The following is a 19,557-nucleotide window of genomic DNA, read 5'->3' on the forward strand; positions in this document are numbered from 1 at the left end:
TCCGGATAGCGTCGTAACAGATTAAGCCTGTGACAGCGTCAGATACTTCTCGTGCAGAGCTAGCAGCTGCTTATACAGGTCATCGGGTGAGCCGCTATTATCAACGACCTCTGTCGCTTTGCTCAAGCGCTCTTCCCGGGGGATCTGCGCAGCGATTATCCGGCGGATCTGGTCTTCGGCGTTGGCATCACGGGCACAGGCCCTTTCAACCTGAGTTTCCACGGGTACATCAACGACTAATGTGCGGCTGACCAGTTCGCTCTGACCGCTTTCAAACAGCAGAGGCGACACCAGAATAGCGTAGGGTGAGCTGGCTTCAGATAGCTGACGAATCAGACTTTCGCGGATTCTGGGGTGTGTTTCGCCTTCGAGCCATTGTCGCTCAGCAGGATCGGAAAACACTTTCTGACGCAGCCATGCGCGATTAAGCGTGTCGTCTTCCAGCAGAGCAGATTGGCCATAACGATGTTTGATGGCCTGCCAGGCAGGCTCGCCCGGTTCGACGACTTCCCGCGCGACAATATCTGCATCGACGACCTGAATACCCGCGTCTGCAAAAAAATCACTGGCGGCCGTTTTACCGCTGCCAATACCACCTGTCAGTCCAATAATAAGCATGGCGAATCTGTTATGAGTGCTGATGACAGACGCTCGGTAAGTGAGGCCTGTCAGATCGTTGAGAAATACCAGCGGGTTATATCATCACCCCAGAGTGCGGCTATCCAGCCTGCTGCGGCCAGATAGGGGCCGAACGGAATAGGTAACTGACGATCACGGCCAAGGATCGCGATGCCGATAACACCAACCACAGCACCAACAACGCTTGAGAGAATAATAATGGTCAACAGTTGTTGAAAGCCCAGCCATGCGCCCAACGCAGCCAGGAGCTTAAAATCCCCGTAGCCCATACCATCTTTGCCGGTCAGTAACTTAAATATCCAGAAGAAACTCCAGAGCACTCCATACCCCAGAGCTGCTCCGAACACCGCTGATTCGAGATCGGTGAACAGTCCCTGTGAGTTGATCAATAATCCCAGCCAGAGGAGGCCCAGAGTCATTCCGTCAGGGAGTATCTGGTGGTCGATATCAATGACCGACATAGCGATCAATAACCAGGTAAAGATCAGCATTGCCGCCAGTGGCCAGCCCCAGCCAAATTTCAGAACCAGCACGGCACTCATCGCTGCCGTCACCAGTTCTACAACAGGATAACGTGGACTGATGCGGGTTTTACAGCTCCCACACTTTCCGCGCAGAAACAGATAGCTGATGACAGGAATATTCTGCCAGGCCCTCACCGGTGAACCACATCCCGGGCAATGAGAGGCAGGTGTCACCAGGTTGTAGGGTTTGCTGAGATCTTTAACGGCAGGGTGGTCTGGCAGTTCTTCTGCCATACCTTCGCACTCCTGCTTCCAGTTGCGGTACAACATAATCGGGAAGCGCAGAATGACAACGTTAAGAAAGCTGCCAATAAGCAATCCCAGTATCGCAATCAGGGAATACTGCAGAACCGGCTCGGCGGCGATCAGTTGCATGATTTCCTGCATCAGATTGCATCACCGATCTGGAAGATAGGAAGATACATCGCAACGATAAGGCCGCCGATGACCACACCCAGAAAGACCATAATCATAGGCTCAATCATCGCTGTAAGGCTATCCACAGCATTATCTACTTCATCTTCGTAGTAGTTAGCGGCTTTACCCAGCATGGTATCCAGTGCGCCGGACTCTTCGCCGATACTGGTCATCTGTACGACCATATTAGGGAAGATCTTTACGGAGCGCATAGCCAGATGCATCTGTTGGCCAGAAGCGACTTCATCGCGAATGTCCAGTACCGCGTCCCGGTAGACAGAATTGCCCACTGCGCCGGCGACCGAATCCAGTGCATCCACTAGTGGCACACCGGCTGCGAAGGTAGTGGAAAGTACCCTGGCATAACGGGCAACAGCCGCCTGTTTGATCAGGTTGCCTACAACAGGAACCTGAAGGAGCGCGCGTTCAAAGTTATCCCGGAAGTTTGGAGACTTAGACAATGCCTGGTTAAAAATAACGCCGATAATGACGATCGCACCAATGACGTAAAGATAATATTCCTGCGCAAATTCGGACAGGTTAACTACAAACTGTGTCGGAGCAGGCAGTTCCGAACCAAAACTCTGAAACATAGCATCAAAGGACGGTACGACTTTAACCAGAAGGATGACAGTTACCGCAAACGCCACCAGTAGTGTAATGGCAGGGTACATCATGGCTTTTTTGATTTTTGCCTTCAGTGCTTCCGTCTTCTCTTTATAAACAGCCACCTTTTCCAGCATGCTTTCCAGGGTGCCGGCCTGTTCACCGGACTCTACGAGGTTACAGGTGAGTTCATCGAACAGATTCGGGTGTTGTTTCAGTGCTGCTGCAAAGTCGTTACCTGAGGCGACTGAATCGCGTATCTCAAAGATTACCTGCTTCAGGCTGAGGTTATCGACACCATCGGCAACAATATCGAAAGACTGTACGAGCGGCACGCCAGACTTAACCATAGTGGCCATCTGGCGGGTAAAGAAGGTGATATCCGAAGACTTGATACGCTTCTTTTTCGGCCCTCCACCGATACCAAAAAGAGGTTGAGGAGCCTTCTTAACCTTTTTCGGATCAATGCCCTGTTTCCGCAACTGTGCTTTAACCAGAGCAGAATTCGCCGATGACATCTCACCCTTAACGGCCTGACCGCGACGGTTAACGCCTTCCCATACGAACATGCTTGTTTTTGTTGCTTTTGCCATAGTCTTTCGGATTCCGTAATTCCGGCTCTATAGTGACAGAGCCTTAATCTGTTGTCACACGGTTTGCCTCTTCAAGACTGGTGACTCCCTGTGCCACCTTCATCAGTGCAGAGGTGCGAAGGTCGTGGAAGCCAGCCTGGCGTGCCGCGTCTGAAATCTGAATGGAGTTGCCGCCTTCCATGATGATGCGGGAAATTGAATCGGTAATTTCGACGACTTCGTAAATGCCCACACGGCCTTTATAGCCTTTGTTGCAGTGCTCGCAGCCCACTGGGTGAAAAATCTCTGCATCTGCCAACATACTGTCGGTGAAGCCTGCCTCAAGCAGAGTTTCATGAGGGATGTCCGCAGGCTCTTTGCATTGGGCACACAGGCGCCGGGCCAGACGTTGAGCGATAATCAGCGACACTGAGGTCGCAATGTTAAATGCAGGAACGCCCATATTGGCCAGACGGGTGAGGGTCTCTGCGGCACTGTTGGTGTGCAGTGTCGAGAGTACCAGGTGCCCGGTCTGGGCTGCTTTAATGGCAATCTGTGCCGTTTCGAGGTCCCGGATTTCACCCACCATCACGACATCCGGGTCCTGACGTAGAAAGGACCGTAGTGCGGAAGCAAAATCGAGCCCGACTTTGTTGTTCACGTTAACCTGGTTGATGCCTTCCAGGTTGATTTCCACCGGATCTTCTGCCGTCGAAATATTGGTGCCTTCTACGTTGAGAATATTCAGGCCGGTATAAAGAGACACCGTTTTACCTGAGCCCGTAGGTCCTGTGACCAGTATCATCCCCTGCGGTTTTGACAGGGCATTCAGATACATTTTCTTCTGGTCTTCTTCGTAGCCAAGTGCATCGATCCCCAGCTTTGCTGAGCCCGGATCAAGAATACGCAGAACGACTTTTTCACCCCACAGAGTAGGTAAAGTGTTTACCCGGAAGTCGATGGATTTATTCTTGGATATCTTCATTTTGATCCGGCCATCCTGAGGGATACGTCGCTCAGAAATATCCATCTGCGACATAACCTTCAGACGTGCAGCAATCTTACCTGACAGATTTGCAGGTGGCTGTGCGACCTCCTGCAGCACGCCGTCCGTCCGGTAACGTACGCGATAGCGTTTTTCATAGGGCTCAAAGTGAATATCCGAGGCGCCGATCCGGATAGCATCCAGAAGTATCTTATTTACGAAGCGTACAATAGGTGCGTCATCAGCGCCTTTATCGTCGTCTTCTTTCCTGTCTGCATTCGGATCCTGCAGGTCGACTTCATCCAGGGCGCTGTCCAGCTCGCCGAGACTGTCGAGAGAGGTGTCTGAGGCACTGATAAGTTTGTCGACAGCGATGCTGAGTTTGTCTTCTTCAACCAGAATGCTTTCGACTGACATGCCGGTATTAAACTTGATCTCGTCGATCGCCATCATCTGGGATGGGTCGCTTTGTGCGATAAACAAGCGGTTCCCGCGCGCAAACAGAGGCAGAATTCTGTGTTTTTCAATCAGTGCCGGCGACACCAGATCCTTCGGCAGAAGCTCTAGGTCAAAGCTACTGAGATCCAGCAATGGAAGACCGAATTCTTCTGAGGCCAGATTGGCAATGTCTCTCGCTCTGGCGATTTTACTGGCGACAACAGAGGAGACGAACGACAGGTGATCGGCTTTCGCTTTTTTGATTATCTCTTCGGCCTGCCCCTGGGAAATCAGATTCTGTTCCACGAGTCGACGGGGGAGGCCTGTTAAACTAATCATCCTGGTTACCTGAATTTGCGTGAATCAATATGATAGTCAGATCGGGGCCAGCTGCATATTGTAAAATCACTGACGTTTTGTGATGGGGGTATCAGTTGCATCAAGCTGGCAACTGAGAGGCGTGATTTCACAGAGCTCCTGATAGATCTCCACATTTTCTGTGATCGGGAGTACCCGATAAGACTGCTCCGACCGATCAAAAACCAGTGTGTTGTTTGTCCCCAGAGTCTGATCATAGATCACGAACCTGGCGTTGCTTACGTATCCATATTGTTTCTCAGAGAGTTGGCTCTGATAGAAATTTTCGCGGATACGGAGCATACCTTCCTGATTTATAGCATAGGACTTCGCCAGGGCCTGATTTTCTTCGAGGACTTCTTTCATGTTCTGATCAGGATGGGGCAACGTCAGCTGAACACCAGTTTCCATGTACACCGGTCGGTTCTGTGTGGTGAGGTTATTGCTCAGCAGATCTACCCCAGAGCCCTTGTAGTTGCTGGTCATGGACAGGAAATGAGTGATTGTTGGCCTGATGTCGATCAGAGACACGGTTTCTGTCACCCTCTTCAGGGTATTGCTTGCTCGCAATTCTGGGGTAGAAATATGGAGAATGACGTGATTCTGATCAGTGGTTGCGAGGCTGTTGCCATGCCCTCTACGGACCCGGAAAAATTGCTTGGCTTCATTGTCCTGTGCCTCGAAGGCAGTCGCAGGCGCAGATCCTAGCCCTTCACCGTGATCAGAGAGCAGAATGATCGTCATCTGATCGTAGATCCCGGCGGCTTTTGCTGCAGATAGAACGCCCTCAATCTGTTGATCGACTTTTCTCAGAGCGAGCTGGTGCATCTCAATTTCGTTTGTTGAGGCAGTGGGTGAATCTCCCCATGAGTAAGGAAAATGCGCCAGGCAGTGATGGACTGCAAGAAACAGGGGCTTCTCGCGATTTTCGAAGATAGTCGACTGAACGGCGCGGGTAAAAATCTCGGGGGAGTATACCGTTGCTGCAACACGGTTGATTCTCAGTGATGGGAATAGCAGCTGGCCCACAATAGTATCGGAGAAAAACGCAGAAACCGTATTGTCCTTGAACTGCGGGATAATGAAATCGGAGAAACCAATACCAGGCCCTACGATCTGATCAAACCCGTATTGCTCGTTGATGTTGTTAAACCGGCGCTCATCCTGTGCGTAGACGGCAAAGTATCCTGCCTTCTTGAGGTCAGTGACCAGGTTATCTGAAAGAGATTTTTCCGGAAAGGGCGTTAAATTGAATCTTGCTCCACTTTCAAAGGGATACTGCCCGGTTAATATCGAATTCCAGGCAGGAAATGTTCTTGCCAGAGGGGTATAGGCATCCGAGTAACTGACGCCAGAGGTGACCAGGCCTCTGATGGCCGGAAGATGCTCAAGGTTGGCGTACAGCTGGTCATAAGAAACGGAATCGATACCCAGTAAAAGAATATGTTGATTCGGTTCGGTGGCTACCTGACGGTCGTCGAATGTCAGAAAGGCTGGTTTCTCTGCGCTCAGTACGGTCATTCCCGAGACCAGGATAACCGCGGCGTTTCCATACTGTCCGGCTTTCATACGTAAGATGAGTGCTGGAATACCTAACAGTGCCAGTACAGAAAGAGACAGGGCGCCGATCAGTTCTGCATCCAACCCATAGGATATCAGTGACGTTTCCAGTTCCGGATAAGCGACCCAGGTATAGGCCATGATGTAGTAGCTTAGTCCACCGGTCGCCAGCGCAAACAGATAAGTCTTATAGCGGTTACTGACGTGGTATGAGTTGGCGATAAGGTGTGTCGAGACAAACAGTAAGGCCAGGCAGATCAGGTGCGCTATCAGAAAGTGGATCAGGTCGAAGAGAACAGCGCCGTTTACATACTGATCCAGTGAGATGTTATCCACCCGCTCAGGGAAGCGGATATCTTTAAATCCTATGTAATAGATCAGACCATAGAGGGAAAGAAAAAAGGCGAGTCGTGATGTCAGTATTTTCATAGCGGCCACAAAAGAAAGGCCGGCATATGCCGGCCTTTTACCTTACTGGCTGATTTTATTTCAGCTTAGGCAGGTAGATTGAATCGATTGGGTCAGCACCACCTACGCTGCTTGTCCAGATTACAACACCGTTAGAGTTGATGTTAGGCGTCAGCAGGTACGTTTTACCAGCCAGCTCAGCAGGTACATCAGCGGTAGAAGCAAACAGAACTTCCAGCTCACCTGTTGCGGAGGTAGTAATAGAAGCAACTTTACCGGCAGCGTGGCTTACTGCAGTGGTATCGATACCGGTGTAGGATTCCAGTTCAGCTGTTGAGCCAGGCAGGCTGGAATAACGGGCAGCGTATTCACCAACTGCCAGCTGCAGTGGACGTGCTACTGCCAGAGTGTTAGTGGCATCAGTACGCAGTACATAGTTCTGGTACTGAGGTACTGCAACAGAAGCCAGTATACCGATGATCGCGATAACGATCATCAGTTCGATCAGGGTAAAACCTTGCTGTGCATTCATCTTTTTCATAGGGGGTTCTCCACTCTCTTTCGAGATTTTGTTATTGGGCTGACTGCTTTCTGGCCGCTAAACAGTGTGAGTAGCGAAGATCCTTCCGGCGGTCTTACCTGTCATGTTTCATGACTGTGAGGGCAGTTTGCCAAGCTTCCTGACACCCTGCAAGCCCTTGAATCGGGCTTGGGTCACATTTTTTCAGGCGATTTTTTTTCGTGTTCAGATTATGAACAAATTGTGGTCAAAGACTGACAAAACTGGTCACTTTTGCAGCGCTTCTCATTCTCCATGAGGCTGTCAGCCAATCATTCTCATCGACAGGTCGATGGCTTTGCAGTCTTTGGTCAGTGCGCCAATGGAAATGAAATCTACGCCGGTTTCCGCATACTGGCGCAGAGTGTCTTTTGTGATACCACCCGATGCTTCCAGTTTTATGCGGCCTTCGCTGCGTTGACGGGTGTGTTCGACAGCACGACGCATAGTATCGGTGCTGAAGTTATCCAGCATGATTGTGTCTGCTCCAGCAGTAATGGCTTCGTCGAGTTGTTCCATCGTTTCAACTTCAACTTCGACGGGCTTACCGGGAGCAATCTCATGAGCCTGCTGCACGGCGGCAGATATGCTGCCTGCGGCCATGATGTGATTCTCTTTAATCAGAAAGGCGTCATACAGACCGATGCGGTGGTTGTAGCAACCTCCTACGGTGACAGCATACTTCTGAGCTACGCGCAGGCCCGGAATTGTCTTGCGGGTATCCAGCAGGCGGACATCCGTCCCCTTCACCAGAGTCGCGTAGTGGTGACACAGCGTCGCAGTGCCGGACAGACTCTGGAGAAAATTCAGCGCACAACGCTCGCCCGTGAGTAGCGAACGCGACAGGCCCTTCAGTTCGAACAGCACAGTATTTGGAGCGACGAGTTCGCCCTCTGTGACCTTCCAGATAACGTCAACTTCGGGGTCGACCTGACGAAATACTTCGTTGACCCAGGCTTGTCCGGCAATGACGGCCTGCTCGCGGGAAATAATACGGGCATGGCTGCGTTGATCGGCGGGAATCAGCATCGCGGTGATATCGCCGGTGCCTATGTCTTCGGCGATGGCGCGGCTGACAGAGGTCCGGATGTCGTCTTGGTACTGTTGAAGGTCCATGGTGTCGGGTTCTTTCTGATAAACAACAAGGGCGGTGATTTTACATGAAAACAGCGCTGGAGGCGTCCCTCATCTTGCACCGTCAGGGACGCAGCGAAGACGGTGCAGAGAGGGAGAGCACTTATTGTTTTTTCAGGTATTCCTGAGTCAGCCGGAATACCACAGGGCTGAGCAGAATAAGTGCAATCAGATTGGGGAGTGCCATCAACGCATTCAGGGTATCGGCGATAAGCCACACCAGATCAAGTTGCTGAGTGGCTCCCACCGGAATCGCGATGACCCAGATAAAGCGGAAAACAGGAACTGCCTTAAGGCCAAACAGGTATTCCGTGCAGCGCTCCCCATAAAAGGACCAGCCGATAATAGTGGTAAAGGCAAACACTGCCAGACCGAGCGTGACAATATATTGGCCGATGACCGGCAGTCCCGAATTAAAGGCAGCAGTGGTCAGCGTCGCACCAGACGCACCGGACTGCCATTCACCGGACGCCACAATGACCAGGCCAGTAATAGAACAGATAATGATGGTGTCTATAAAGGTGCCCAGCATGGCGATGGTGCCCTGACGGACAGGGCTGTCTGTCGTGGCGGTTGCATGAGCAATTGGCGCACTGCCGAGTCCGGCTTCGTTGGAAAATACACCGCGGGCAACGCCATATCGGATGGCGGCCCAGACCGTTGCACCGGCGAATCCGCCCGCCGCCGAAACAGGCGTAAAGGCGTGCGTAACGATGACTGAAAATGCTTCAGGCAGACGGTCTGCGTAAATTATCAGCAGAACAACCCCGGCAATCAGATAAGAAATCGCCATAAAAGGCACCAGCTTACCTGCGACTTCTGCGATGCGGCGGATACCGCCGATGAGAACCAGGGCGACAAGTGCTGCAACGGCCAGCCCTGTTACCCACTCCGGAATGCCCTGACCCCCAATCTCAATATGATGCATCGCGTCAGCGACCGAGTTGGCCTGCACACCGTTACCAATGCCGAAGCCGGCGAGCATACCGAAGAAGGCGAAGGTACCGGCCAGCCATTTAAATTTCGGGCCCAGGCCATTGCGGATGTAGTACATAGGGCCACCAACGAAATGTCCCTGCGCATTTTTTTCACGGAAGCGAACTGCGAGTACTGCTTCTGAGTATTTGGTCGCCATCCCGACCAGGGCAATGACCCACATCCAGAAAATAGCGCCCGGGCCTCCCATGGCAACCGCAGTCGCAACCCCCGCAATGTTACCGGTACCTATGGTGGCTGACAGGGAGGTCATCAGTGCATTAAAGCCTGAAATTTCTCCCTCTCCCTGACGATGACGGCCGCGCCAGAGTTCGGTAAAGCCGTTTTTCAGGTGGCGCACAGGGTAGGCTTTCAGGCCGATGGTCAGATACAGGCCCGTCAGTGCAATCAGAGCCAGCATAGGCGGCCCCCATGCCCAGCTGTTGAGGATGTTGATAAAGTCCATGAAGTATCCGTCTTATCTGTATTGTTCTCTGTATTGACTACGGACTATATCGGGATGCCCTGTTTATGCCAAACTGCAGGCTCGCGAATCGTACACTATGGAAACTTATGCACGTCGAAGATGGACGTCTCACTGACGCAGTCTGGATACCTTCGCCGAATTTTGGTCCGCGCCCGGACCCGGCTGATATCTCTCTGCTGGTGATCCACAACATCAGTCTGCCACCCGGGCAATACGGTACCGGGTGTATCCCTCGCTTTTTCTGCAACACGCTGGATTGTGAAGAGCATCCGTATTTCCGCGAAATAGAAGGGATGCAGGTATCGAGTCACCTTCTGATCGAACGTGACGGCCGGGTGCTGCAGTTCGTCCGGTTTGATCAGAGGGCATGGCACGCTGGGGTGTCCACGTTTGGCGGCAGAGAAAACTGTAACGACTATTCTGTAGGTATTGAGCTGGAAGGTACTGACACCGATCCATACACCGATGCGCAGTATCAGGCACTTGCTGACGTCACTTCTGCGTTACAGCAGGCCTATCCCGGGATTTCCAGTGACAGAATTACCGGGCACGAGCATATTGCTCCCGGCAGAAAAACCGACCCGGGTGAAGCCTTTGACTGGTCGAGGTACCGACGGTCATATCAGCAGGGAGTTTAATGTATGAAGTTTTTAGTCCTGTTTGTCGTTTTACTCTGGCAGATCCGTTTTCCGCTGCCGCACCGCAGCACCAGTAGCCGGACGTTTGCCCGCTGGCTGGGTGCACTGGAGAAACTTCCGGGCTTTTATCGTTTTCCCCGGCACATGCGTTACGCCCTGGTGGTTGTTCTGCCCACCGTCGTTATTACGCTGACGATGTTACTGGCCGATCCTTATGCGTTCGGTCTGCTCAGTGTTGCGTTAAAAATCCTGTTGCTGCTGTACGTTCTGTCTCATATGAGCATCGGCAAACATCTGCAGGCCTATCGCAGCGATCTGCGGCGCGGCGATACCCAGGGCGCGTATCACTGTGCAGAACAGTATCTGGCGGTGCCCGAAGTGAATGTGACTGATGATCTTGAAGCAATGAATCATCAGGTGATACGAGCACTTCTGCACCGCTGGTTCGAATATTTTTTCCTTATGGTGTTCTGGTACATGGTGGCAGACGTCGCCGGTATTCTGCTGGCCTGGTTCAGTCTTCAGTACGCCAGGGCGACGCGTTGCGATGCTGAAGGCTGGAGATATCTGCACTGGATCGAATGGATTCCGGTGCGTCTGCTTGGCCTGACGTACGGGCTGGCGGGTAATTTTCTGCATGCGTTTCCGGTCTGGCACAGTTATCTGTGGAATCGCAGCGCCAACAGCTCTGAGGTGCTGTACCGGGTCGCCGAAGAATCACTGGAGTCCAGTGCGAAAGAACGGCGCTGGCATTCTGTCAGGGAAAACAGTGAGGTGGCTGCGGCCGAGCTGGATGAGTGGCAGCGCCTGCACATCCGCTCGCTGTCTGTCTGGATGGTGATTATTGCCGCGGCGACCGTGGGAGGATTACTGCTTTGATGCCTGCTGGCTCCCCAGCCATGCGGCACCGCGGACACCACTGGAATCTCCATGCACCGATCTGAGCAAGGGGGTTTCCACCGTATCAGAGAACACCCACTGAGGGAGCAGTGCGGGGACTTTCTGATAGATTGAGGTCATATTGGAGGCTCCACCGCCCAGCACAATCGCATGGGGGTCCATGAGGTTGATGACCGACGCCAGTGCTCTGGCAATGCGGGAGTGATAGCGTTCAAACACACGGATGGCTACTGGATCGCCCGCTTCGTAAAGGCGGTCCCATTCTACCGATGTTCTGTCTATACCGGTTTCAACGAGTGCCTGTCGGCGGAATCCGGTGCCGGACAGAAGCGTCTCCAGACATCCTTTCTGACCGCAGTAACACTCAGCCTCTGAGTCTTCGTCATCCCGCCAGGGCAGCGGGTTATGCCCCCATTCTCCGGCAATGGCGTTAGGGCCAGAGATCAGCTGACCGTTGACGACCCAGCCTCCGCCGCAACCTGTGCCTATGATGACGGCAAAGACCGTCGGATAGTCTGCGCCAGCGCCATCGGTTGCTTCTGATAACGCCAGACAGTCGGCATCGTTGGCAATCACGATCGGGTGATTCAGGCGGCGCTCGATGTCACCTTTCAGGTCGTTGCCGATCAGGCAGACGGTGTTTGCGTTTTTAACCAGACCGGTCTGGTAGGAAAGGGCGCCGGGAATACCAATGCCAAGAGTGTAGGGCTGAGAGAATCTGTCGCGGGCTTGCTCGACCAGGGTACAGATAGTGTCGACGATTGCCGGGTAACTGGTGCTCGGAGTTGGCGCGCGCTCACGCAGAAGTTCGTCGCCCTTATCGTTCAGGACAATGATTTCGGTTTTGGTTCCGCCAAGGTCAATTCCGAACTGCAACATGATACCGGTTTCCTAAGATGGTCACCGGAATCATGTTAACGGCTGACCAGGTTGGTGTCAGCTGTCGTGGCGGTAGTCTTTCATCATCACATCCAGCATCTCAGAGCCAGAGATGATTCTGCAGCCGTTGCCGAACAGGCTGGGGGTCAACTCCTGGCTCCAGACAACTTCGACTTCGCAGGGCGCGGTGCGGCGGTCTTTATCCTTGATAATATCGACCAGCTCTATGCTCAGTTTCTCGCCCAGTTTCAGCGGCTGATAACCGGAAAGCATCAGGCCATTTTCTGACCAGTTGACCAGCAGGCCAATGCATTCTTTGTTGCCCTGAATAAAAACGCTGACAGTACTTTTGAGTTGCCAACGTGGCTCCATACGCATTTCTGCAAAGGATTGTGCACTCATAACGGGTAGCCTTTGTTCTGTTCCTGATTCCGTGGGATATACTCGTGAAGTGTAGACCGCCTGCGAAGCTTCGCCTGCCGAGAGAGTAAAATGAGTACAAGAGTCACCAGAATTGATGTTATCCGCCATGGCGAGCCCGAAGGTGGGGATGTGTTCAGGGGTCATACTGACCACGAACTGACCGAGCGCGGGCGCCGTCAGTTTGAACATCGCCTGCAGCGCAATCCGGCCCGCTATCAGCGGGTGATATCCTCTCCGTTACAGCGTTGCTATTACAGCGCATCATGGCTGGCAGGTGAGTGTGCGCTTACTCATGAGGCGGACCAGCGGTGGGCAGAAATTCACTATGGCGATTGGGAGAATCGTCCTGTGGCTGAGGTGATGACTGACGACGCCGAAATTGCCCAGCAGTTGTGGCAGGACCCTCTGAATTTCTGCGCTCCGAACGGAGAACCGGTTACACGGCTGCAGCAGCGGGTGTTGGCTGCCTGGGATGATCTGCTGGATAACCACACGGGCGAAAGCCTGCTGGTAGTGAGTCACGGCGGGGTAATGAGGGTGCTGGCTCAGCACCTTCTCGGACTTGCCCCGGAGGCCATGAGCCGGTTGTCCATTCCTTATGCCGGGCTTCTTCGCTTCCGCATTGACGAGGTGTCGGATGGGCAACGCTTTGTCACGCTTGAGACCTTAGATGGCGCCTCTCTGGACCATCTCTGAGGTCAGGGTTTGCGGAACTTCAGCGTCATACGATCGCTCTCGCCGATGCTTTCAAAGTAGGTCAGGTCTGTATTGCCGCCACGTAATGTCGGGGGCAGTGACCAGACGCCGTGGGGATGAATCCGGGTATCTTTGGGGTTGGCGTTTATCTCGGAATGTCCTGCAGGTTCAAAGCCTGCGTTGATCGCCAGTTGGGTCACGTAGGCCTCGGTGACATAGCCGGTTTCGATCATCTGTTCGCGACCAAAATCCGGGGGGGCACGGTGCTCAACGACTCCGAAAATGCCACCCGATCTCAGGGCAAGGTAGGCGGCGTCAAAAACTGCCTGTTCCTGATCATTCCGCATCCAGTTATGGACATTACGGAAGGTCAGAACCCGGTCTGCTTCTCCCGGCGATGCGATGCTCAGTTTTTCTGGTGGCATAAGTTCCGTGAGCTGAATTTTACCGTAGACATCGGGATTATTTATAAATCTGTCTATGTAGCTCCGCCGGGTCTTCTGAAAAAACGGAACCTCGGTCGACGCGGAAAAGTGTGCCGCGATCAGTTGGCCTTCACGCTTCAGATATGGGCCCAGTACCGCAGAATACCAACCTGAGCCCGGCCAGATCTCGACGACCGTATGGTCAGGCTGTACTTCGAAATACATCAGGGTTTCGGCAGGGTGGCGGTACTTATCCCGGGCGCGCTCAGCTGCAGTACGTGCAGGGTAGCTGGGCGCTTTGGGAGCGACGACGTCTGTGACCGTCTGGTTGTTGTCGCTTTTTTCACAACCGCTGAGCGGAATTGCCGCCAGCATGACTATCAGAAGTGTGCGGATCATCCCTGTGCCATCCCATGTTTCAGTCTGAAGGAGTGTCGCCTAATTCTACCTGCCATGGTGGTGTCGGGCGTACTGCTTCGATAACAAAATCCACAAAACTCCGTACTTTGGCCGATAAGTGGCGGTTACTCGGGTACAGAGCGTGCAGAGGACTGGCTTCAAAAGGCCATTCCGGCAAAACCGGGACCAGTTTGCCACTGCGGATAGCGGGGGCTGCAATCATAGTCGGAAGAGGAGCAATACCACTGCCCGACAGCGCCAATGTGTAGAGACTGGCGAAATCATTCACCTGAATACGGGCTTTGACATTCAGGTTGTACGTGTCGTTATCCGGGCCGCTCAGCTGCCAGGAAGGCCACTGGGACAGAACCATCAGCGCGTGCTCATGCAGTGAATCCGGATGCTCAGGTATGCCGCGGCTTTTGATGTAGTCCGGGCTGGCACATAGGATAGCGCGGACATCTCCGAGGTGGCGGCCGATAAGGGACGAATCTTCGAGCTGTCCGACGCGGAAGGCGACGTCGATACCGTCCTGAACCAGATCAAGGTTCTGATCAGTGAGCACCATGTCGACGCTTACCTGTGGGTGTTGCTCAAGGTAATCGGCGACCATGCCAGACAGTACAGTAGAGCCAAAAAGCACCGGAGCCGTAATTCTCAGAGTACCGGTTGGGGTGCTCTGCATGCGGGTCACAGCGACGTTGGCTTCTTCAATTTCGCCCAGAATGCGCGCGCACTGGCTGTAGTAAGCATTACCAGTATCGGTCAGACGCAGGCTACGTGTTGTTCGCTGAATCAGGCGCACCCCGAGGCGTTCTTCAAGCTGGGTGATTTTGCGACTGACGGTCGATTTAGGCAGGCCCAGGTTACGGGCGGCGCCGGTAAAGCTGCCAGCTTCCACCACATGAACGAAAATCGCCATTTCATTCAGGTCAAATTCTTCCCGCTTACCTATCTGCATGCCGGTGCTCTCTCATCGTGTTTGTGGGGACAGTATGCCCCTGATTGCTTCTATTTGGAACATAAATGAGACAATCATATGTAAAGAAACGCCATTCGCCCATTTGTCACGTCAGAAAAGCAGGCGCACACCCACCGACGCCAGCGGCGGCAGGTCAGTCACATCTTCCCGCTCACTGTAGTCTGCATTCAGATAGCGGTAGCCGACGACGTTCTCGCGGGCGTAAAGATTAATCACTTCAAAGTAGAGATCCATATCGGCATTGCTGAAGCGGAAACTCCGGTCCGCACGGAAATCGAGTCGATGATAGGACGGCAGGCGCTCAGAGAAGGGATCTCCGTAGATCGGGTTGTACAGTCCCGCAGTGTCCGGATCTTCTTCAGCGCCCTCGAGAGGTGTGACCAGCTGCCCACTCTGATAGCGCCATTTAAGGCCCAGAGTCCAGATATCGGAAGCGCGATAGCTGGCAACCATATTAATCACCAGAGGCTGATCGTAGCTGTAGCGGAAGTCTTCGCCGGTGCGGTCGTTACTGCGCTCTGTCCGTGACAGAGTGACAGAGGTCCAGCCATACCAACGTTCGCTGAAGTCGGCATTGAGAAGCATCTCAATGCCAAAGGCACGACCGCTTGCATCATTGTTGTATCTGACGCCATCGCTGGTATCCGCTGGCCGGGCCACAATAATGTCGGTGATATCTTTGTAGTACAGCTCGGTGGTCAGCATCAGGCCGTCACGCAGTTGCGCTTCGAGCCCCGTGACGTAATGAGTAGCGCGGGTTTCATCCAGATCCGGATTACCGAACTCTGGTGTGTACTGACCCGGGTTTGCAGGCATGGAGTGGTAGCGGCCATACCCAAGTGTCCAGCGCAGCGCGTCAGTCAGCTGATATCCCTGGCTGATACGGGGTTCGACATACTGATTACCGGTGTAAGAGTCGTCACTGAGATGGAGCCCCGGGATCAGCTGCCAGCGCGCGGTCACGCTCCAGGTGTCTTTAATAAACAGATCTGTCTGACGGATGCGCAGTGTACCGCTGCCCTGCAGGGTTTCTGTGGCGCGCACCAGGCGGCAGTCGGCGGTAAATTCATCACAGGGAGGTGCTTTGAAAAGGCCCCGGTAATCCACCAGTCGTTCAGAGTATTCCAGGCCCCATGACACTTCGTGATCCAATTCCAGTGGATAGCTGAATTCGCTGCGGATGCCGTAGCGGTGACTGTTGGCATCAATATAGTTGCCCTGACCCAGTGTGAAATCGAACGCCTGTTCGAGATGAGAAATGCCAATGCGTGAACTCAGCCCCGACGGTGATACTGAATCAATCACCACGCCCTGACTGTTAAACATCTGTTGAGCTTCCAGACCACCAGTCAGAGCTGGGTCCTGGGCTGTAAAGTCAGACTCTTCAGTGAAATCCAGACCGGCTTTATCGCGCGCGCCGACAAACTGAAAACGAACGCTGGTCAGGTCACTGGGGCGATATTCGTAGCTGCCCTGGTAATCGTAAAACTCCGGTACCGTCGTGAATTCAAAATCGTCTGAGTCGACAATATTTTTCAGGTAATACTGAAACAGGCTCATTCTGCCACTGAGATAAAACCCCTGATCGTCAGACACAGGCTGATCAATCAGAAAGCCGGCGCGGAGAAGGCTCAGGTCAATAATCTGTTGGCTGTCACGTAATGGGCTGCGCGACTCTGCGGTAATGACGGCACCCGTGGCACCGTTAAACTCAGGGCCGAACGCCGCCGGATAAAGCTGAAATTCGTCGGTCAGAGAATCGCTGAGAATGCTGGAGCCGTCGTTATGAAAAAGATACCCAACCGGAAGAAAATCCAGGTAGTAGGCGTTATCGTCGGGTGAAGAGCCGCGCACAGCGGGGCGGGCATCATTCCCCTTCCCGAACACAACCCCAGGCAATGACTCAAGTGCCCGCAGCGGATCATTTCCTGCCCCGGGTACGACCAGTAATTTGCGGGTCTCGGGTTGTGATTCCGTAACAGCAGGCGCTTGTGTGGTGACTTTATCGAGCTCGATTTCTTCTGCCTGAGAAGCCGTGGCAAACGTTACTATTGTGGAAGACAGAAACAGAAAAGTAGTACTGCGTTTCACTGCGGAGACTCCTTGTGAGACAGATCCGGATAAGTGTACCGGATCTCAGCATAAATACCCTCGCCGCTTTCTGTCCGGATATTGGTTAAACCCCGGTAGCGCAACAGACGCTGCGTTTTCAGATCGTAGGTCAGTTGCACAGGATCAAGCAGCCATGACAGAAGGCGGGACTTCAGACGCATTTCTACGTCAAGTGTATTGCCGCTTTGTTGCAAAGGAATAAGACGGAAGTCTATCCATTCCAGGCGGGAGGCCACAGCAAACGAAAAACTGGCGGTTTTTCCTGCTATAAGACGTGGCCAGCTTGCCCGGACAAACTCGTCGAAACCAGCATCGATCACTGGGGTATAGTCAGGTTTGCCCACCGTTCGCTGGTCGGATGTACCCGCTTCTCTGAAACCGAATGTCCAGCGATTACCTTGTGCGGACACCGACTCACGGTAGTCTGACCGGCTATCGTCGAGTACAAAATCCGGAGTGGTCGGAGTTGCCTGATAGCGGTTCGATTTGGTGGCAAACAGCGCGCCGTCGCTGTCGAAATAGCGTACTTCGCGTGAGATGGGTTTCTGACCTTCTGTCCGCAGTTCGTGTTCTTCGCGATAAAGTAATTTTTCGCCGTCGAGAGATACGGCGGTGCCGCTGTAGATCAGTGTCTCAGCACTCATACTTTCTGAAGAAAAAAGACACAGAAACAGCCACACAGGCGCTGTGCAGCGGGCGATGAAGGATCTCATAGTGTTACCTTTTTCCAGACCGTCGCAGCAATAAACATCAGGAGCGCCCAGCTGATCGCAATGACCACATAACCTGACTCCGAAATCTCCAGCGCCCCGAGACGGCTACCGGCGAAGTAACTGATGGGCGCGCTGACGGCGGCCGCAAGAGCAAGCAGTGCCGGCCGGGCAGTCAGCCAGCGGAGCGAATGCAGCAGGGTCGCAGAAAAGGCGCACCACAGCAGGGCCAGCCACAGAGGGATAACCGGCAGAGTCAGATCAGCGAAGGTGATCAGGCCGATATTCAGCCAGGCTGAATCGAGCAGAATTCCGCCGACAGACAAGAGTCCGATCAGCCACCACTCATTCTTCTGACTCTGGCGCAGGTGCCAGAGCAGAAAGATACTGACGGCAGGAAGCGCGACAGCGCTTCCTCCGACAACACAGGCAAACCAGCACAGCTGAAAGCCAACAGCATTGATTACCTGTGGTCTGGTCATCAGAGCATTCCCAATACCGGATTACGACGGTTAAGAGGCTTGGAGAACATCAGCTGAACGTCGCCGATCACCCGTTCTGCAAAGCCACCCTCACAATAGGCAAAGTAGAAATCCCAGAGCCGGATAAAGTCGTCACTGTAGCCCTGTGACTTAATGTCTTCGGCTTTGCTCAGGAATTCCTTGCGCCATTCCGCCAGTGTTCTGGCGTAGTGCGGCGTGATGTCTTCCATGTGCGTCATTTTCATATCTGACGTGCGGGTGACTGAATTCTGAATTGCCGTAATGCAGGGAATAAAACTGCCCGGAAAAATATAACGCTTGATAAAGTCCACTTCATTTTTCGCCTGCTCATAGCGCTGATCATCAATCGTGATGGCCTGAATAAGCGCAACACCATCGTCTTTTAACAGGCGGTTGATGGTGGCGGTGTAGGTATCAAGGTATTGCCAACCCACGGCTTCAATCATTTCGATTGACACCAGTTTGTCGAATTTACCTTCCAGCGCGCGGTAATCTTTTTTCAGCAGAGTGATGCGTTTTTCCAGGCCTTCTTCACGGATGCGTCGCTCTGCCCATTCGTATTGCTGTTCTGAAATTGTGGTGGTGGTCACCTGACAGCCATAGTGCTTGGCGGCGTGGATTGCCATCGAGCCCCAGCCCGTGCCTATCTCCACCAGGTGATCATCTTCACAGAGTTGCAGTTTCTGGCAGATACGATCCATCTTGCAGATTGATGCTTCTTCCATCGTGGCGTCTTCGGCTGGAAAGATTCCGCTCGAATACATCATGGTCGGGTCGAGAAACAGTGCGAACATGTCATTACCGAGATCGTAATGCGCCGCGATATTCCGGCGTGAGCCTTTTTCCGTGTTGCGGTTCAGCCCGTGGAATACTTTCAGTGCAGCTTTCCCCAGGTTCGCGAGCCCGCCATCAATGTTATCGACGACGTCTTTATTACGAGCCAGCAGGCGGATCAGGAGTGGCAGGTCTGGGCTGCTCCAGTCGCCGGTCATGTAGGATTCGCCCGCGCCGACACTGCCGCTCAGCGCGATACTACGGTAGGCCTCACTGTCGTGGATATGAAGTTGCGCATTGAGTTCGCTGTGGGTATTGCCGAACTGATACGTTTCGTCACCTTCAACCACTGTTAATGAGCCGGTATGAAGCTTCTGCAGGGTAGAAAACAGGCCGCTGCGACAGAAGCGGTCAATCCATGGCATGGAATCAGAACGTACGGTTAACGTTTTCAT

At 53.2% G+C, this 19,557-nt stretch carries 19 protein-coding genes; 3 read left to right on the forward strand and 16 right to left on the reverse strand.

Annotated features, from left to right (window positions below; all coding sequences use genetic code 11):
• Positions 1-21 precede the first annotated feature (21 nt).
• The 8 genes from coaE to Q1L85_RS08965 all read right to left on the reverse strand — a co-directional run bounded on the left by coaE (position 22) and on the right by Q1L85_RS08965 (position 9,640).
• Entirely contained in the window at positions 22-618 is a 597-nt protein-coding gene (gene coaE / locus Q1L85_RS08930) for a dephospho-CoA kinase (protein ID WP_300424984.1), read from the reverse strand.
• A 50-nt stretch (positions 619-668) separates the two neighbouring features.
• Positions 669-1,538, reverse strand: a complete 870-nt coding sequence (locus Q1L85_RS08935) for an A24 family peptidase (RefSeq protein WP_300424985.1) — start codon at positions 1,536-1,538, stop codon at positions 669-671.
• An 11-nt stretch (positions 1,539-1,549) separates the two neighbouring features.
• Positions 1,550-2,779, reverse strand: a complete 1,230-nt coding sequence (locus tag Q1L85_RS08940; protein ID WP_300424987.1) for a type II secretion system F family protein — start codon at positions 2,777-2,779, stop codon at positions 1,550-1,552.
• A gap of 43 nt (positions 2,780-2,822) precedes the next feature.
• A complete protein-coding gene (gene pilB / locus Q1L85_RS08945) occupies positions 2,823-4,520 on the reverse strand; it encodes a type IV-A pilus assembly ATPase PilB (protein ID WP_300424989.1) in 1,698 nt (565 codons plus the stop codon).
• 66 nt (positions 4,521-4,586) lie between these two features.
• Entirely contained in the window at positions 4,587-6,527 is a 1,941-nt protein-coding gene (locus Q1L85_RS08950; protein ID WP_300424990.1) for a sulfatase-like hydrolase/transferase, read from the reverse strand.
• A 55-nt stretch (positions 6,528-6,582) separates the two neighbouring features.
• Positions 6,583-7,047: a prepilin-type N-terminal cleavage/methylation domain-containing protein gene (locus tag Q1L85_RS08955; protein ID WP_300424992.1), complete on the reverse strand. Its 465-nt coding sequence runs from the start codon at positions 7,045-7,047 to the stop codon at positions 6,583-6,585.
• A 282-nt stretch (positions 7,048-7,329) separates the two neighbouring features.
• Positions 7,330-8,181: a carboxylating nicotinate-nucleotide diphosphorylase gene (nadC, locus tag Q1L85_RS08960; protein ID WP_300424993.1), complete on the reverse strand. Its 852-nt coding sequence runs from the start codon at positions 8,179-8,181 to the stop codon at positions 7,330-7,332.
• 121 nt (positions 8,182-8,302) lie between these two features.
• Positions 8,303-9,640 carry a sodium:alanine symporter family protein gene (locus Q1L85_RS08965; protein WP_300424996.1) on the reverse strand — a complete coding sequence of 446 codons (1,338 nt, stop codon included), beginning with the start codon at positions 9,638-9,640 and terminating at the stop codon, positions 8,303-8,305.
• Between the two features lie 107 nt (positions 9,641-9,747).
• Between Q1L85_RS08965 and ampD the strand changes: the two genes are divergently transcribed.
• Both ampD and ampE read left to right on the forward strand, forming a co-directional pair.
• On the forward strand, positions 9,748-10,299 hold the full coding sequence (gene ampD / locus Q1L85_RS08970) for a 1,6-anhydro-N-acetylmuramyl-L-alanine amidase AmpD (RefSeq protein WP_300424998.1): 552 nt from the start codon (positions 9,748-9,750) through the stop codon (positions 10,297-10,299).
• Between the two features lie 3 nt (positions 10,300-10,302).
• Positions 10,303-11,178 (forward strand): regulatory signaling modulator protein AmpE, encoded by an 876-nt coding sequence (ampE, locus tag Q1L85_RS08975; RefSeq protein WP_300424999.1) that lies wholly within the window; start codon positions 10,303-10,305, stop codon positions 11,176-11,178.
• Here the strand turns inward: ampE and Q1L85_RS08980 are convergent.
• Both Q1L85_RS08980 and Q1L85_RS08985 read right to left on the reverse strand, forming a co-directional pair.
• Positions 11,167-12,078 (reverse strand): ROK family protein, encoded by a 912-nt coding sequence (locus tag Q1L85_RS08980; RefSeq protein WP_300425001.1) that lies wholly within the window; start codon positions 12,076-12,078, stop codon positions 11,167-11,169. The genes ampE and Q1L85_RS08980 overlap by 12 nt on opposite strands.
• A 57-nt stretch (positions 12,079-12,135) precedes the next feature.
• Entirely contained in the window at positions 12,136-12,480 is a 345-nt protein-coding gene (locus Q1L85_RS08985) for a PilZ domain-containing protein (RefSeq protein WP_300425002.1), read from the reverse strand.
• Positions 12,481-12,570: 90 nt separating this feature from the next.
• On the opposite strand from Q1L85_RS08985, the gene Q1L85_RS08990 reads away from it, so the two are divergent.
• On the forward strand, positions 12,571-13,197 hold the full coding sequence (locus tag Q1L85_RS08990) for a histidine phosphatase family protein (RefSeq protein WP_300425004.1): 627 nt from the start codon (positions 12,571-12,573) through the stop codon (positions 13,195-13,197).
• A gap of 2 nt (positions 13,198-13,199) precedes the next feature.
• On the opposite strand, the gene Q1L85_RS08995 is transcribed toward Q1L85_RS08990, so the two are convergent.
• The 6 genes from Q1L85_RS08995 to Q1L85_RS09020 form a co-directional block, all read right to left on the reverse strand.
• Positions 13,200-14,021 carry a methyltransferase gene (locus Q1L85_RS08995; RefSeq protein ID WP_300425006.1) on the reverse strand — a complete coding sequence of 274 codons (822 nt, stop codon included), beginning with the start codon at positions 14,019-14,021 and terminating at the stop codon, positions 13,200-13,202.
• Between the two features lie 19 nt (positions 14,022-14,040).
• A complete protein-coding gene (locus Q1L85_RS09000) occupies positions 14,041-14,982 on the reverse strand; it encodes a LysR family transcriptional regulator (protein WP_300425007.1) in 942 nt (313 codons plus the stop codon).
• Positions 14,983-15,093: 111 nt separating this feature from the next.
• Positions 15,094-17,094 carry a TonB-dependent siderophore receptor gene (locus Q1L85_RS09005; RefSeq protein ID WP_300432905.1) on the reverse strand — a complete coding sequence of 667 codons (2,001 nt, stop codon included), beginning with the start codon at positions 17,092-17,094 and terminating at the stop codon, positions 15,094-15,096.
• The gene (locus tag Q1L85_RS09010) at positions 17,091-17,828 is read right to left on the reverse strand and encodes a hypothetical protein (RefSeq protein ID WP_300425010.1); all 738 of its coding nucleotides are present in this window, start codon (positions 17,826-17,828) and stop codon (positions 17,091-17,093) included. Before Q1L85_RS09010 ends, Q1L85_RS09005 begins: the two co-directional genes overlap by 4 nt.
• On the reverse strand, positions 17,825-18,307 hold the full coding sequence (locus Q1L85_RS09015; protein WP_300425012.1) for a DUF2878 domain-containing protein: 483 nt from the start codon (positions 18,305-18,307) through the stop codon (positions 17,825-17,827). Before Q1L85_RS09015 ends, Q1L85_RS09010 begins: the two co-directional genes overlap by 4 nt.
• Positions 18,307-19,557, reverse strand: coding sequence for a cyclopropane-fatty-acyl-phospholipid synthase family protein (locus tag Q1L85_RS09020; protein WP_300425013.1), 1,251 nt, complete (start codon positions 19,555-19,557; stop codon positions 18,307-18,309). Before Q1L85_RS09020 ends, Q1L85_RS09015 begins: the two co-directional genes overlap by 1 nt.

This window comes from uncultured Thalassolituus sp. (assembly GCF_950066645.1).
In the GTDB taxonomy this organism is placed as follows: Bacteria; Pseudomonadota; Gammaproteobacteria; order Pseudomonadales; family Oceanobacteraceae; genus Thalassolituus.